This window comes from Actinospineispora spinosispora DSM 44797, assembly GCF_000429025.1.
GTDB lineage: Bacteria > Actinomycetota > Actinomycetes > Mycobacteriales > Pseudonocardiaceae > Pseudonocardia > Pseudonocardia spinosispora.
Genome location: NZ_AUBB01000029.1, coordinates 31,364 through 46,397 on the forward strand (window position 1 = coordinate 31,364; position 15,034 = coordinate 46,397).

A 15,034-nucleotide genomic window follows, 5' to 3' on the forward strand; every position below is an offset into this window, starting at 1 on the left:
ACCACCGCCGAGTCCACCCCCGGCCGGTCGCTGTGGTCCTCGGTGCTGGCCAGGCACCACGACCTGCTCGTGCTGCGCGACCGGCCTCGGGGGCACGAGACCAACGAGATCGTCCTCGCGCGCGTGGCCTTCGACGCGGCGCTGGCCGCCGCGATCGCGGGTTCCACCGCGACCGACGGTCCGTGGGCGCCGATCCTGGCCGCCGCCGACGAGCGACGCATGCTCACCTCGACCGAGGAGCGTGAGCTGTTCGAGTCGCACAGAGCGGTGATCGCGGCGGCCGAGCAGTTGGTCACGCTGTCGCGCGCGGCGGAGGACGGGCAGCAGCTCGACGACGGCGTGCACCGCTCCACGCTGCGTCAGCTGCTGCACCACGTCGCCGCCGCCGACCTGCTCGCCGAGGTCCGGGCCGAGCTCACCGCACGCCTCGACGAGGACGAGTTCACCGACCGGACCGACCGGATCCGCGCGGCGCTCGACGCGAACAGCACCGACCTGGCGCTGCCTCCGGGACGGTTCGCCAGGGTTCTGCTGGAGCGCGCGACGCTGTCGCACCTGGCCGAGACCCTGTTCGAGGTCGAGGACGCCGCCGACGGGGATCCGGCCCGCTTCCTCGACGCGGTCACCGAGGCGTGGGAGACCGCGCTCGCGGACCGGGACCGGCTGCTCACCGAGCGGCGCGTCGAGCTGGCCGCCGAGCTGGGCATCTCACCTGCCGAGCTGGACGCGCTGCTCGCCGACTACGACCAGCGCCCCGCCGGCTCCGGCCGGCCCGACCGGCGCGATGACGCCGGGTCCGCCCGGATCGGTGTCCTGCTCGGCGTGACCGGGTCGGCGGGTGTGCTGCTGCTCGCCGCCGGTCACCTGTTCCTGCCGGTACCGCCCGCCGGTGTGGTGCACGCGATGACGCAGTGGGTGGCGCCCGCGCTGCTGGTCGCGGTCGCGCTGCGGGGGCCGGTGGCCCGCCTGGTGGATACGCTGACCGGGGAAAGCGTGTGGCGAGCGCAGGCCAGAGCCAACGATCTGCACGACGAGTTCACCGTGATGGCGACCACCGTCGGCGGCCTCGACGCGCTGCGCGCGAAGTACGGCCCGATCCAGGAGCAGGTGCTGCTGGCCGAAGCCCGCCTGCGGCGGCTGACCGATCGGGCGACACCGGTCGACGAGGGGCTGCGTGCGTCGGTGCGGCGGGTTCGGCTGCTGCTCGACACGATGGTCTCTGATCGTCGCGTGCTGCGGGAGGTCGGCGGCCTGCTGAGTGCCCTGCTCGACCGCGCCGACGGCATCGCGGCGGCGGACGCACTGGCCGCCGAGCTGTCCCTGCCGGTCGACCTGGTCGTGGCCATCGCCACGGCGCATCCCGGGTTCCGGTCGGTGAACGGGCTGATCGAGACCGCCGGGGGACACAGCAGCGCCGCACTGTCGACGCTCATCGAACGTCACCTCACCGCGACCGACACCGACCTGAGGCTGGTCGAGCAGCTGCTCGACCGCGCCGCCGCCCGATTGACCGTGGAGGGCGCCGCCCCCACAAATCTGATCGCGCTGGCGCACCGGTGGTCCGCGCGAGGCGGCGACCGCTACTCCGGTAACCCGCCCTCGGCCGCCGAGGCACTGGTCCTGCGCTGGAGCGCCGCGTGGTCCAGAGACGACTCGCTGACCGCCGTCGAGGCGCGGGCGCTGCTCGACGGGCTCGACGTCGTCGCGTTCGCCATGGCGCGGCCCACCGGCTGGCGGTTGCACCTCGCCGTCGGTCCGGCGCGGTTCGCCACGCTCCATCAGCTGCTCGCGGCGAAGGCAGGCGCGCCGACGGCGGGCTTCGACGATCAGCTCCGTGCGCTGGACGGCGCGGTGACCAGCCTGCTGAGCGTGCTGCCCGCCGACCGGGCGGTCACGCTGGGGCAGGCGCTGACGGGCTGGCGGGACGGCTCGATGCCCGCCGGGTTGCTCGACTACCTGGCCGCTGAGCTGAGCGTCGAGCACGACACCCCGTCGCATCTGGTCCCGGCGTTGACCGTGCTGACCCACCGGCTGGCGCAGCTGCGCGACACCGGGCGTGGTCACCGGGGCGAACACGGCCACAGCACGTCGGTGACCTCGCTTGCGGTCAGTGTGGCGTTCGGGATGCTGGGCGCGCTCGCCTACGGCACGAACCCGACCGTCGCCACGGTCGCCGCTGCGGTCACCGCCGCGGTGGTATTGGCGCCGCGCCTGCACCGGCACGGCGGCGGCCCGGCCGCGCACGGCGCGGCCGACCGGCCGAGGGCGCGTGCCCCGCCGAAGACCCAGCTGCTGATCGACACCGCCCGCGAGCTGTCCGGCGCGGCGTGGACGCTGCTCACCGAGACCCGGACCCGCCGGGTCGTCACCACGGTGGTCGCTGTCCTGATCACCGCCTCGGTGGCCGTCGCGCTGCGCACCGGACACGGCGAGGCCGCCCAGGGCGGCGCCATGATGGGGCTGTTGTGGCTGCCTTGGCGCAACCGCAAGCCCGGCGAGCAGGCCGGCGAGCAGGCCGAGCGGCCCCGCACGACGTGGCGCGACCTCGGTCGGGACTTCCGGCTGCTCTGGGCGGCCAGGGTGATCAACGACGGCGGGACCGCCGTGACGTCGGTGGCGTTGCCGATCATCGCCACCGAAAGCCTGCACGCCTCGACGTTGCAGACCTCGCTGCTGAACTCCCTGCAGTACGGGGTGAGCCTGCTGATCAGCCTGCACGCGGGCCGGTGGGTGGCGAAGACCGACAAACGCCGGTTGATGATCGGAATCCACCTGGCGCGGCCGGTGCTGATCCTGTCAATCCCGATCGCCTGGGCCGCCGGACTGCTCACCCTGGGCCAGCTGTATGTGGTGGCGGGCATGCTCGGCGGGCTGTTCCTGGTGCACACCATCGCCGCCAAGAGCTACCTGCCCGAGGTATCGCCCAAGAACGAGGTGGCCCAGCGCAGCGCCCGGCTGGAATCGGGTTCGGTGGGGGCGCAGAGCGCGGGGGCCGGCTTCGGCGCCGCGCTGGTCGGGCTGGTGGGCGGCCCGTTCAGCATGGTGCTGGACGCGCTGTCCGACCTGGCGGCGGCCGGTTTCCTCACCCGGCTCCGGACCCAGGAGCCGACGCAAGGGCCCCAGGCCGCGGGTTCCGGGTCGGCCCAGCCGAAGAAGCAGACCTCCTCGGTGTTCGACGGGCTGAAGGTGATCGGCGGCCACCGGGTCCTGCGTCCGCTCGCCTTGTACGACGGGCTGACCAGGACGCTGTTCGCCGCGATCTTCGCCACCCAGGTGGTGTATCTGGTGCGGGTGCTGCACGCCCCGGCCTGGGTGATCGGCGCGATCAGCGCGGCCACGGTGCTCAGCGGGTTCCTCAGCGCGCTGCGTGCGACGTCGATGCTGAGCAGGCCGGACTCCTCGGCCGGGCGAGTGCTGTGGTTGACGCCGGTGCTGGCCGGGCCGCTGCTGCTGGCCTATCCGTTCGCCCCGGCCGGCGTGGCCGGTTTCGTCCTGGCCGGGGTGACGTTGACCGCCATCTCGGTGGTGACCCGGCTCCGGATCCCGGTCACCGTGGTCTACGTCCAGAGCACCGTCGAGCGCGGTTCGATGCCCGCCGTGTTCGCGGCCCAGATGTTCATCAGCAATCTGGGCGTCCCGTTCGGTGCGCTCGGCGGCGGCGCGGTGGCCACCGTGCTGGGCATGCGGCCCACCTCGGCCGGTCTGCTCGCGCTGAGCTGGGCGGCGTCGCTGGTGCTGGTGCTGTCTCCGCTGCGGACCGTGCGAACCTTCGACGACCTCACGGCGGTGGATGTCTCGGTGGATGTCCCGGTAGCGGCACCGAAGACGACGGACCGGGGCGGGCGTGGCGAGTCCGGTCACGCCCAGCTCGGCGTCCTGGCCGGCGTCGGTGCCGCGGTGGTCGGGCTGGTCGCACTCAGCATCGTGACCACACCGTTCGTCGCGCTGGTCGTCGGTGGCGGCACGGCGGCGCTCACCACCGCCGGGATGCTCACCCGAGGGTTGCTCACCGGGTCACCGGCCCGCCGGGTGCTCAGCGAGCAGGACCGGCGGGCGGTGTTGCGCGCCGTGCGGGGCCTGCCCGACGAGCTGGTGGGCGCTTTGGGCGGCCAGGTCCGCGAGGACGGGACGCGCACCACGGTGCTGCTGCCAGACCAGGTGTTGCGCGAGCGGCTGACCCTGCTGCTCGGTGACCGGGACGCCGCCAGGGTTCTCGCGTCGTTGACCGCGCTGGCCTGGCGGGACGACGCCGGTCACCGGCGGGAGCTGCTCGTCGACACCACCGAGCGGGAACTGTCACTGTTCGGGCTGCTCGACGACGTGCTCGAACACGCCCGCAGCTACCCGGCGGACGAGCCCGCCTCGGCCGGGCGGTCGGCGCGCGAGCACCTGCTGGCGCGACGGCTGCACGACGCCCGCGCGGCACACGGGCCGCTGGCTGAGGCGTTGGACGAGTTGGCGGCGGCGCACCGGCAGGTGGCCGTCCGGGAACGCGCGCTGGCCGAGGCCGCGACCGGGCAGTCTCTGGAGCCGGTCCGCGCGGCGGCGCAGCACGCCGAGATCGTCGCCGAGGAACAGCGGGCCCGGTGGCACCGCATCGAGGAGCTGATCGCGAAGCTCGACGAGCTCGACATGGTCGATTACCAGGCCGAGTTCGATCGTCTGGCCGCCAAGGACGACGGCTGGTTGTTGACTCTCGCCGTCATCATCCGGTTGGCCGACCCGTCGGGCCCGCACCACGACGACCCGAGGTACCTGGCAGCGGCCGAGCTGGGTGCGACGATCGCCGCGCTGTTGGCCGCCGACGCTGGGGAGCTCAACCCCGCGCTGCGGGTCGCACACGCACGGTTGATCGAGGCACTGACCGACCGGGACGCCACCCTCCGATCCGACCCGTACCAGGGCGAACAGCCGCGGCTCAGCGTGATCGAGGCGCTGGCGGCCGACCTCGGCCCGGCGCGGCGCGCCGAGGTGCACGCGCTGCTCGACGCGCACCGAAGCCTGGTCGACTACCGGGCCGTGCTGCACACCGAGCGGCGCGGCCTCGCCGCCCACGAAATCCGGAAGCGGCGCGCGGCGTTCGACGCGGCGCTGACCGCCGTGCTCGACGGGCCGAGGGCCGCGGCGCGGCCGTTCACCGAGACCGAGCAGGTCATGCTCGACTTCGCGCGGACGCTGGCCGACCAGCTGATCACGCCTCGCCGGGAACGCGAGCTGGCCGAGGTCTACCAGCGGCCGTGGACGCAGGCCCAGCGACTGCTCGTCATGCTGCGCGACGAACTGGCCTACCGAGAACACGACACCGACGGCGATCTCGACAGCGACACGGACACCGGCACGGCGCGGCGGTTCGGGTGGCTGCACCGGGCGGTGCGCACCCTGGGCAGCGCCGAGGCGACCGAGGATTCGGCGTTGGCCGCCCGCCGCGACAACGTGCTCGACGCGGTCGTCTCCGCGCGGAACGAGCTGTCCACCGTCGCGGCCGATGACACCGGTCAGCTCATCTACCAGCGGATCGTGCTGGCCGAGCTGGAGCACGAGCTCGCGTTGCTCGAGGCGGCCGTGGCAGGCCGGTCCAGCACCGATGTCCTGGCCGGGCACGATCTGCACCTGGGGCTCGCGGTCGCCGCGCGGGCCCGGCACGAGCTGCTGGCGCACCTGGTCGAGCAGCTACGGCTCACCGACCACGCACGCACCCAGGAGCGGCTCGCGGCATACCACGCGCAGCTGGCCTCTGCCGAACGCGCGCTGGCGCAAGCGCGGGAACGGTCGGCCGAAGCGGACCGGGTGCTGTCCTCGCTCACCTCGGTCGAGCCGGGTGACGCGCACACGCTCAGGTCCTGGCTGCCCCATCGGATCCTCGACCGGCGACGAGGCCCGGAGATCCGCACCAACCTCACCGTGCACGGGGTGCACGAGCGCCAGGTCAGCGACATCGCCCACTCGCTCGGGATCACCGAGACCGACGTGCGCCGAGCCGTCGCCACGGCACCGGAGCTGCTGCTGATCGCCGACGGCGACACGGTGTGGCTCGCGCCGGAGGCGGCCGTGGAAGCTGGCTTCCGGTTCACCCCGCGCAACGGTCGACCGGCGCTGGTGCTCAGCGGACCGGCGGGCGAGCTGCGGCTGGACGGCCGTCAGCTGCGTGCCGACAGCAAGACGACCGGTGAGGCACCGCTCCCCTACCTGGTGAGCCTGTTCGAGCGGTACGCGGCGGAATGGATGATCGACCCGTCGCTGTCCTTCGATGCGGTCGCCAGGTCCGCCGCCGTGTGGCGGATGATCGCCGAAGGCTGGCGCGGCGCTGGGCACGAACCGACGGCCCACGCCGGGAACCTGCTGATGCACCGGGTCGAGATGGGCGAACCGATCGGCTATCTGGACGCCGAGCGGACCCGGACGAGCACCGTGCTCGAACTGCTCACCTGGCGGCTCGACGACGGGACCCAGTTGCTGCTCGGTGCCGGGGCGGTGGCCCCGGACGCGCCGCTCGGGCCCGGGTTCTCGGCGGCGCGCCCCACCGCTTCGGTGGTCCACGTCCAGGTCGCGGACCTCGACGGCCGGTTCGGCAGCGGCGTGGTGGTCCGCCGGGCGACCCGCAACCGACCGGCGCTGGTGCTGACCGTGCTGCACGCCGTCACCGGCGCCGCCGATGACGGGGTGCTCGTCGAGGGACGGCGGTCCCGTCGGTGGGTCACCGTCACGCTCGACCGGTACGGCTACCTCACCGAACTGGCCGCCACCATTCACCAGATCACCAACGCCCGCTCCGACGCCGCGCTCGCCACCCTGGACCTCGCCTTGGTCGAGGTCGACGGTCTGGACCTGCCCGCGCTGACGGTCCGGGACACCCCGGTCGAGCAGGGTGAGCTGGTGCTGCTCGAAGGACACCCCAGCGGACATCGGCTGGCCACCCAGGCGAGGGTGCGGGTCAGCGCAGGCGGCAAGATCCAGGTCCGGGCGCTGCTCGGTCAGGGGACGTCCGGCGGCCCGGCGATCGACCAGGACGGCCGGATCGCGGGCATCGCCCACATGGCGACCGTCGAGGACCGGACGAACCATCTGATCGCCCCGGCCCTGATCCTGGTCTTCCTGCGCCAGGCGATCGAGCTGCTGGACTCCCAGCCGACCACCGGGCCACGTTCGGAATCCGGTTCGATCTCGGTGGGCCTGGTCGCGGGCGTCGGGCTCGTCACCAGCACGCTGGTCGCGGCCGCCGCGACCGGCATCATCGGCCCCGGTGTCTGGCAGGCGGCGGGGCTGGTCGCGGGTGGGCTGATCGCCGCGCGGGCCACCATGCTGCTCACCAGATCGTTGGACTCCTACACCGCGGTGTCCGACGCCCACCGCAGGGCGGTGATCGGGGCCGCGCTGGAGGAGGCCATCCGGCTGCTCGCCCGCCCGCTCGACCTGAACGAGGGCACCGGGCTCACCGACGAACTGCGCGAGCGCTACCGCCGCGTCGAGGAACTGCTCATGCTGGTCAAGACCCGGGCCACCGAGCTTCGCGGTCACGACGACGACCGGGCGCTGCGCCGGCTGCGGTTCACCACGGCGCGGGAGTTCGCCGCCCAGATCCGGGTGCTGGCACAGCACCCCACCGTGCGGACGCAGGTCGGGACGCTGCTGGCACGGCGGCTGGCGAAGCACGGCGGTCTCGCCTCGGCAGCGACGATGGTCGCCGAGACGTCGCTGCCCCGCGCGCTGGTCACCGCCGTCGCCAAGGAACATCCGGCGCTCAGGACAGTGAACAGCGCGCCGAGGACGGAGCGCACCCGGCCCGCCCCCGGCCGCTTCGACGATCGCGGTCACACCAGGTTCGGTCTGCTGCTCGGCGCGACGGCGATCCCCGGCATCGGTGCGCTGGTGCTCAGCGTCGCCGGAGTCGCCGGGGTGTCGCACATCGCGCTGCGCTGGATGGCGACGGTGTTCCTCGCGGCCACCGGCGGGGTGGTCCTCGGCCGGATGGTCGTCCGTGTGCTGATCACGCTGCGGGCGGCGTTCCCCAGCGCACAGGATGTCGAGCTCGCCGCGCGGATCCTGCCGATCCTCAGGTCGCCCTCGTCGGTGCACGACCAGTACGTGGTCAAGGGCTGGTTGCGGCCCGAATGGCGGGCCGAGGTGCACCGGCACCTGGGGTCGGTCAAGTCCAGAGGGGATGCGCGTCGCACCGCTGAGCTGGTCAGGCAGTGGCTCGCCGCGCAGGACCGGGCCGACCGGCGAGATGAACACGGCCACTCTTCGGTCGTCACCGTGGTCGCGGTCGCCGCGACGGGCGGGCTGGTGGCGGCGGCGCTCACCGGGGTGGTGTCGGGAGTGGGCGAGACGCTCGTGCTGGCCGGTGGGCTCGGGCTGCTGGGGGGCCTGGCCCGCCAGCTCACGCGCCACCGTTCCGCCGGGCGCCGGGCCACGCACACCGGGGCCGAGACGTCGACCCGCCGGTGGTCCCCGCGTCAGGCCAACGCCCCGCCCGCGCGGCACAAGGCCACCCGCCACACCGTCGCCGCACATGCCGGTCCACGCACCGTCGATTCCTGGCTGCCCGGCCGGCAGCGCGGCGAGCACCGCCGGTCGAACCTGGGTGTGTTCGAGTCGCTGCGCGAGGTCAACCACCGCCGGTTCGCCGGTGGGCTGACCGTGTCGGTGCTCGGCAACTGGATGCAGGTCACCGCGCAGGACTGGCTGGTGCTGACCCTCACCCACTCCGATGCCGCCGCGCTGGGCATCGTCACCGCGCTGCAGTACGCGCCGATGCTGATCCTGCCGCTGATCGGCGGGGTGCTCGCCGACCGGCTCGACAAGCGGTGGCTGCTCATCGGGATCAACACCGCGACCGGTGTGCTCACCCTGACGCTGGGTCTGCTCGACGTCACCGGCGCCGTGCAGCTCTGGCACATCTTCGCGCTGGCGCTACTCACCGGCGCGACCAACGCGCTGCTGCAGCCGATCCAGTCGGCGTTCGTGCCCCAGCTGGTCCGCGAGGAACAGCGGGCCAACGCGCAGCAGCTCAACTCGATGATCACCAGCGCGGCCCGGATCGTGGGTCCCGCGCTGGCCGGTGCGCTGATCGGCCTGACCGACACCGGCACGATGTTCCTGCTCAACGCGGCCAGCTACGTCGCGGTGATCCTCGGGTTGCGGGCCATCGATCCGTCGCGGCTGCACCGGGAGGAGCGTCCGGCCATCCAGGAACCCGATGAGGGGGCGGTCCAGGAGTCGGCCCAGAAACGCGGCCAGCTGCGCCAGGCCCTGCGCTACGTCTGGGGAGACCGGTCGCTGCGCACGGTCCTCGGGCTGGTCTTCGTGGTCTCCACCCTGGGCATCAACTTCTCGTTGACGCTCCCCCTGCTGGCCAGTGAGGTGTTCCACGGCGGGCCGCAGAGCCTCGGGGTGCTGACCACCTCGTTGGCGGTCGGCGCGCTGGTCGCCAGCCTCGGCAACCGTGCCTCACCGGACCTGTTCGGGCCGAGGACGATCGCGCGTGCCGCGCTGGTGTTCGGCCTGCTCGAAGTGGCCGCGGCGATGATGCCGTCGCTGTTCATCACCGCGCTGGTGCTGGTGCCGCTCGGGCTGCTGAACCAACGGTTCACCGTCACCGCCAAGGTCTACGTGCTGCAGACGACCACACCCGAGTTGCTCGGCACGGTGATGGGCCTGCACACCGTGCTCTACCTGGGCGGTAACCCGATCATCGCGCCGCTGCTCGGTGTACTCGGCGAGCACGACGGGCGCGCGCCGCTGTGGCTCGGCGGCATCGCGTCCGCCGTGGCCGGGCTGGTCGCGCTGCGGATGCTGTCGCGCGCGGTCGGCGATCACGCTGTCGATGATCATGCGGAGAACACCTCGAAGAATCCGGCCCGGGGCAGTCGGGCCGCGATCCGCTGGCTGGTCCGCGCCGCGCTGATGACCGCGCTGGCCGTGGTCATCGCGTTCGGCCCCGCCGCCGGAATCGCGCACGCCGCCGGCCTGGGTACCGCCGCGCACGGGTGGTCGAACCTGGCGCCCGTAGTGGCGCTCGGCGGTGTCTGGATCGCCGCGCTGGGCTACGCGATCCGGCGGCGTGGCCCGTCTCGGGACCGGGTCGCCGCCGCGCATCGGGCCGAGTTCACCCCGGTAACCAGACCAGCAACAGAGGAAGGTCCGATCATGCCATCGACCGGCAACAGGTTCGGCACACTACCGTGGCGAGAGCTCGAACCGGCCGAGCGCGACATGCTGTACGACGCGCTACGCGGTCTCGACGGCGAGCAGATCGTCGCGCTCGGCGGCGGGGTCCGGGTGCCGGACAGCGGCCGGGTCATCAGGTGGCTGCCTCGGCGGGCGATCGCCCACCGGCTGCTCCCGTTCACCGGCTCGGAGCAGTGGGCGAACGACATCGTGGCCCGGATGAGCCTGGTCGAGCTGCCCCGGACCAGGTCCGGTCAGCACGACGCGCTCTTCCTGTCCGAACCGTTCGCGCTCGCGCTGGAGCTGTTCGGGCTGCGGATACCGGACCGTCCCGGCGATCTGATGGGCGGGCTGGTGGCCACGGTGAGCCGGGCTCTGGCGGACGACAGGGCGACCGCCGACGCGATCGACGCCGTCGCCGGTGCTTCGGACGAACTCGTCGAGGCCCGCCGGTCGCTGGCCCAGCAGGCGCTCGACGTCGAACGCACAGTGGTCGAGCCGCTGCGTGACGCCCGCGAGTTGGTGCTCGACGCGCTGCGCGCCAACCTGGCCGCCGAGCCGCACCTTCCGCTACTGGTCGCGCTGGCGACGAACGCGGAGACGCTCAGCGACCTGCATCCGCGCTGGCGGCAGGACCCCGGTGTGGTCAGGCTGATCGTCACCGGGCGTTCCGCCGACGACCCGGTCTCCTCCGATCCGCTCTCCTGGGCTCCGGCCGCGGCGGCGCTGGGTGAGGTGGTGCGGGAGCTGCTGGGCCTCGCCAACGGCTCCGCCGGGTTCGGCGCGTTGGCCGAAGCTCACGGCAGGCTCGTTACGACGCAAGGTGCTCACGAGCGCGTCTCGCGGCTGGCTCCGTCGAGCACCGAGGCGATGCTCGGCAGGCAGCTGCTCGCGCTGCTGGCGAGCGAGCCCGAACTGTCTGTCGACCCGGCGCAGCGGTTGTGGCGGGACCTGCTGACGAACTGGACCGGCCTGCGCAAGGCCCGCAACCTGGCGTTCAGCACCGCCGACGAGTTCCGACCGAGGACGCTGTTCATCAGGCGGGCGGCGTTCAACACCGCGCTGCACGCCGTGCTCGACAACCCGAAGGTCGCCGACACCCGAGCCCGGCGGCAGGTCTTCGAGCTCGTCACGCGGCTGTCCACCCAGCTCATCGAGCCGAGCGCCGAGGTCGAGTACGCCCAGGTGAACCACGATCTGCTGGTCGACACCGCCCGGTTCGCGGGCACGCTCGCCGAATGGAGCGACCTCGACGCGCTGGAGCGCCGGATCGACCGGCTGCGCGCCCTGCCCGACGACAGCCCGGCCAGGGCCGCGTGGCTGCTGCTGGAACGACAGGCGGAGATGTCGGTGCTGCGCCAGGTGATCTCGGCCGCCGTCGATTCGCCCACCACCGCCTACCCTGATCAGCGCACGAACATCGCCTGGGGGACGTTCGCGCCGTCGACCGCGTTCACCGTCGAGGAGCCTGCCGCGATGCTGCTCGACCAGTGGCTGGCGCGCCAGCAGATCGCCGTGCTGGACGAGGCGGAGGACGGTGAGGCCTGGCTGCGGCACTCGTCGGGCTGGGCGCCGGTCGGCACCGAGCAGCAGCTGCACGCGGCGGCGCTGCACCGCCACGCACTGCTGAAGCAGAACCGGACCACCTCGACGGTGACCTACCACACGGCGCTCACCAGCGCCAACCGGCGGGTCGAGCGAGCAGCCAGCAAGCTCGCCGCCGCGCGGCGCGTCCCGAGGTCGAGCGGGCACGGCCGCTCCCCCAGAGCCTCGTCCAGCGCTCAGCGCGGTCGCACCGCGAAGGCACCCACCGCGTCGGACGACCCGGCAGGACACCGCAGCGACGCCGGTTCCCGCACCGCTGGTGGTGCGGTGGCCGCGACACCGGCCGCGACCGGGCTCGGGTCCGCCGTCGCCTCGGCGACCCTCGGCGACCTCACCGGGGCGGCTCCCTCGGCACACCACACGCTGGACGTGGCACCGAAGCGTGGCCCGACAGCGGGACAGCGCAGGATCGGCACCACAGTGGCACGGGCGGCGGGCCTAAGGACGGTGGGCATCGTCTCCGCCGCCGCGGTGCTGTCGCTCGGGCCGCTGGCGAACACCGCGGCCGCCGTGTCGTCTTCGGTGTCTGCCTCAGTGCACACCCAGGCGGCCACCCACCCGTGGGGCTTCTGGCTGGTCGGGGCGGTGGCCGTGCTCGCCGTGTGGAGCACGGCGCTGTGGTCGGTGCGCGCGCTGACCAGCTGGGTCGACCGGGAGCAGCGCCGCTCGGTGGCCAGGTACGGCTGGGTCGCGATCGGTCGGATCGTGAGCAGGCTCGGGGCCCGTGACGGCTCACCGGCGCTCGACGAGCTGGTGGCCGTCGACCCGTCGTTGCGTTCCCGGCCGAGCAGCACCCCGGGGCCGGACGTGGTCGCCGCCGCCGAGGCCGCCCGTCCGGTGGCCCGCAAGGCGCTGGACACGCTGGTGGCTGCCGAGTCGAAGCTGCGGAAACTGCTCGCCGATCAGCCTGCCGACTCCGCCGAGGTGTTCGAGGCGACCGTGGCCAGGAACCAGGCGCACCGGGTGGTGGACGAACTGCTCGACGACGTGGTGCTGGACCTGGTTCGGCTCGGCGTGTCGGACCGCCGGATCGCGCGGCAGCTACGCAGGCCGGTCGGGGTGGTCGCCCTGCTGACCGGGCCGACCAGGCAACTGCTGATCGCCTCGACGGGCAACCCGCCGGTCGTCAACTGGCTGGAGTCGGGAGCGTCCGTCTCCGAGGCCGTCCTGCAGAAGCTGGTCAGCCGGATCAACGGCAATGCCGTCGAGGCTGCCCGGGTGCGGCTGGCGCAGCAGCGCGACGCGGAGCGGGACGCGAGCATCGCGGTCCGGAAGCTCGTGGAGACCGGTGTGGTGTGGCTGCTGAACACCCCGATCCACACGCCGTACGGCGAGCGGATCCCGTTGCCCGTCGACGCGACGCAGCGGATCGCCGACTCCTTGAGGCTGCCGCTGGCGTTGGTGGAGTCGATCAGCATGGACCGCCGCATCGTCTACGACGTCCCGGCCGCCATCGGGCTGGACCGGGAGGTGTGGTTCAAGCGGTTCACCTCGTTCGAGGGCCAGCTCGCGCTGGTGCGCTCCGCGCTGGACAAGGCGCGCGCCGAGCAGGTGAACTCGGCCAAGAGCGTCCGGTCCGCGATCACCGTCTGGCGCGCGACGCTCAGGTCACACGCGGGCGCGGTCCGCGCCGCGATCGCGGACGCCCAGAAGGACGGGGTTCCGATGTCCGAGCTCAGCCGCTACTCCGGGCTGAGCGCCAAGCGGATCAAGGCATTGCTCGCCGGGGAACGGGCGAGCACCCCGGCCGAACTGACCGGCCGGGTCCCGGCGGTGCCGTTGCTGGTCGCGATGTGGCGGTTGGCAGTGGCGTTCGCGCGGGTGCTGCGCACACTGAAGGGCTACTTCGGGCGTGACCCGCCCTGGCTGGTGGGCAGGATGGGCGCGGGCCGGGTACTGCGTCAATCGGTCGCCGGCCAGGACGAGGTGCTGGCCCGGATCGAGGCGGCGACCAACGAGCTGCTCGCGGCCAACAAGGAAGTGCGCACCCGGACGCTGGACGAGATCGGTGGGATGATCGAAGCGTTCCAGCACCGGTCGGCGGCGGCATGGGACGAGCTGGCGGCGTCGAACGCCCTGGCCGCGCAGGCCGTCGAGTGGCGCGACCTCGCCCGGTCACAGTTCCTGCATGCGATCGGTCCCTCGGTGCTCGCCGCCTCCGAGGCCGGTGTGCTCAACCGGCGGATCGCCCGGTTGACGGGGTTGAGCTTCGAGCAGGTCAGCGCGATCACCCGGCGACCGGAGGGCGATCCGGCGCAGCGCACCCGGCGGGTGGACTGGCTGATCGAGAAGTGGATCGGCGCCTGGGGCCGACGGCACCCGGCGAACGAGATGGTCACCATGGCCAATGGCGAGCAGATGACGTTGGCCGAGCTGGGCGGGCTCGCGCGCAGACTGGGCCACGGCAGGCGCGGCTACCAGCTGGCGATGTTCGTGGACGGCCAGGTGGTGGCGTTGATCGGCCGGGGCCGGATGCCGGTCTATGACGTGACCGACGGGCACTACCACCACATCGGCTACGACGACCCGCGTAACACCAGCATCGACGGGTTCCTGTCCCGGCTGCGCAACGCCGGCCACCAGGGTGTCATCACCTTCCACCCGATCCCGCAGCGCGGAATGGGGTTGGCGACGCTGGGCGGGTCGTTCTACTACCTGGTCGCCCCGGTGCAGGCGCTGGGGCTGGTGTTCAACGTGCCGATGCTGCAGATGTGGGGCAAGTTCCCCGACGTCCGGCTGCTGGACGCGATCCGGGCGCTGCCAGAGGAGCTGCGCTGGCGCGCGGTGCTGGGTGTCGTCGGCGCCCGGATGGACGTGCCAGGCGCGCTCGGCTACCTGCGGCTGATGGCAATCCTCAACCCGGATCTCGCCGAGTTGATCGGGGAGACCACGATCGCCAAGGAAGCCGTGACCACGCTGCTGGGCGGGCAGGCATTGCGCACCCTCAACCCGGCCTGGGTCGCGCTGGTCCAGCAGCTGATGCACGCCACGACGCTGCTGCGCAGGGACCACCAGGCGGGTGTGCTGAGGACCGAGACGCTGTCCGCGCTGCCCGAGGTGCTGATCGAGGTCATCACCACCGAGGAGCACGAGAACCCGGACCGGATCGCGATCGAGCTGGTCGGCGCGCTGACCGAAAGCATCGAAACGCTGGCGGATGTGCTCGCCGCCCGGCACCCGAGGTCGTCGGCCGAGCTGGGAGTCTCCGCCGAGCTGGTGGCGTCGGGCAAGCTGCCGATGTTCAACCCGCACCTGCGCGAGC

General features: G+C 72.7%; 1 protein-coding gene (only partly in view). It reads left to right on the forward strand.

All 15,034 nt of this window come from inside a single coding sequence — locus tag G406_RS46865, MFS transporter (protein WP_037076671.1), on the forward strand. Of the gene's 63,510 coding nucleotides, 31,194 precede the window and 17,282 follow it; the stretch shown corresponds to coding positions 31,195–46,228, spanning codon 10,399 (complete) through codon 15,410 (partial); the first codon wholly inside the window starts at position 1. Both codon boundaries (start and stop) fall beyond the window edges.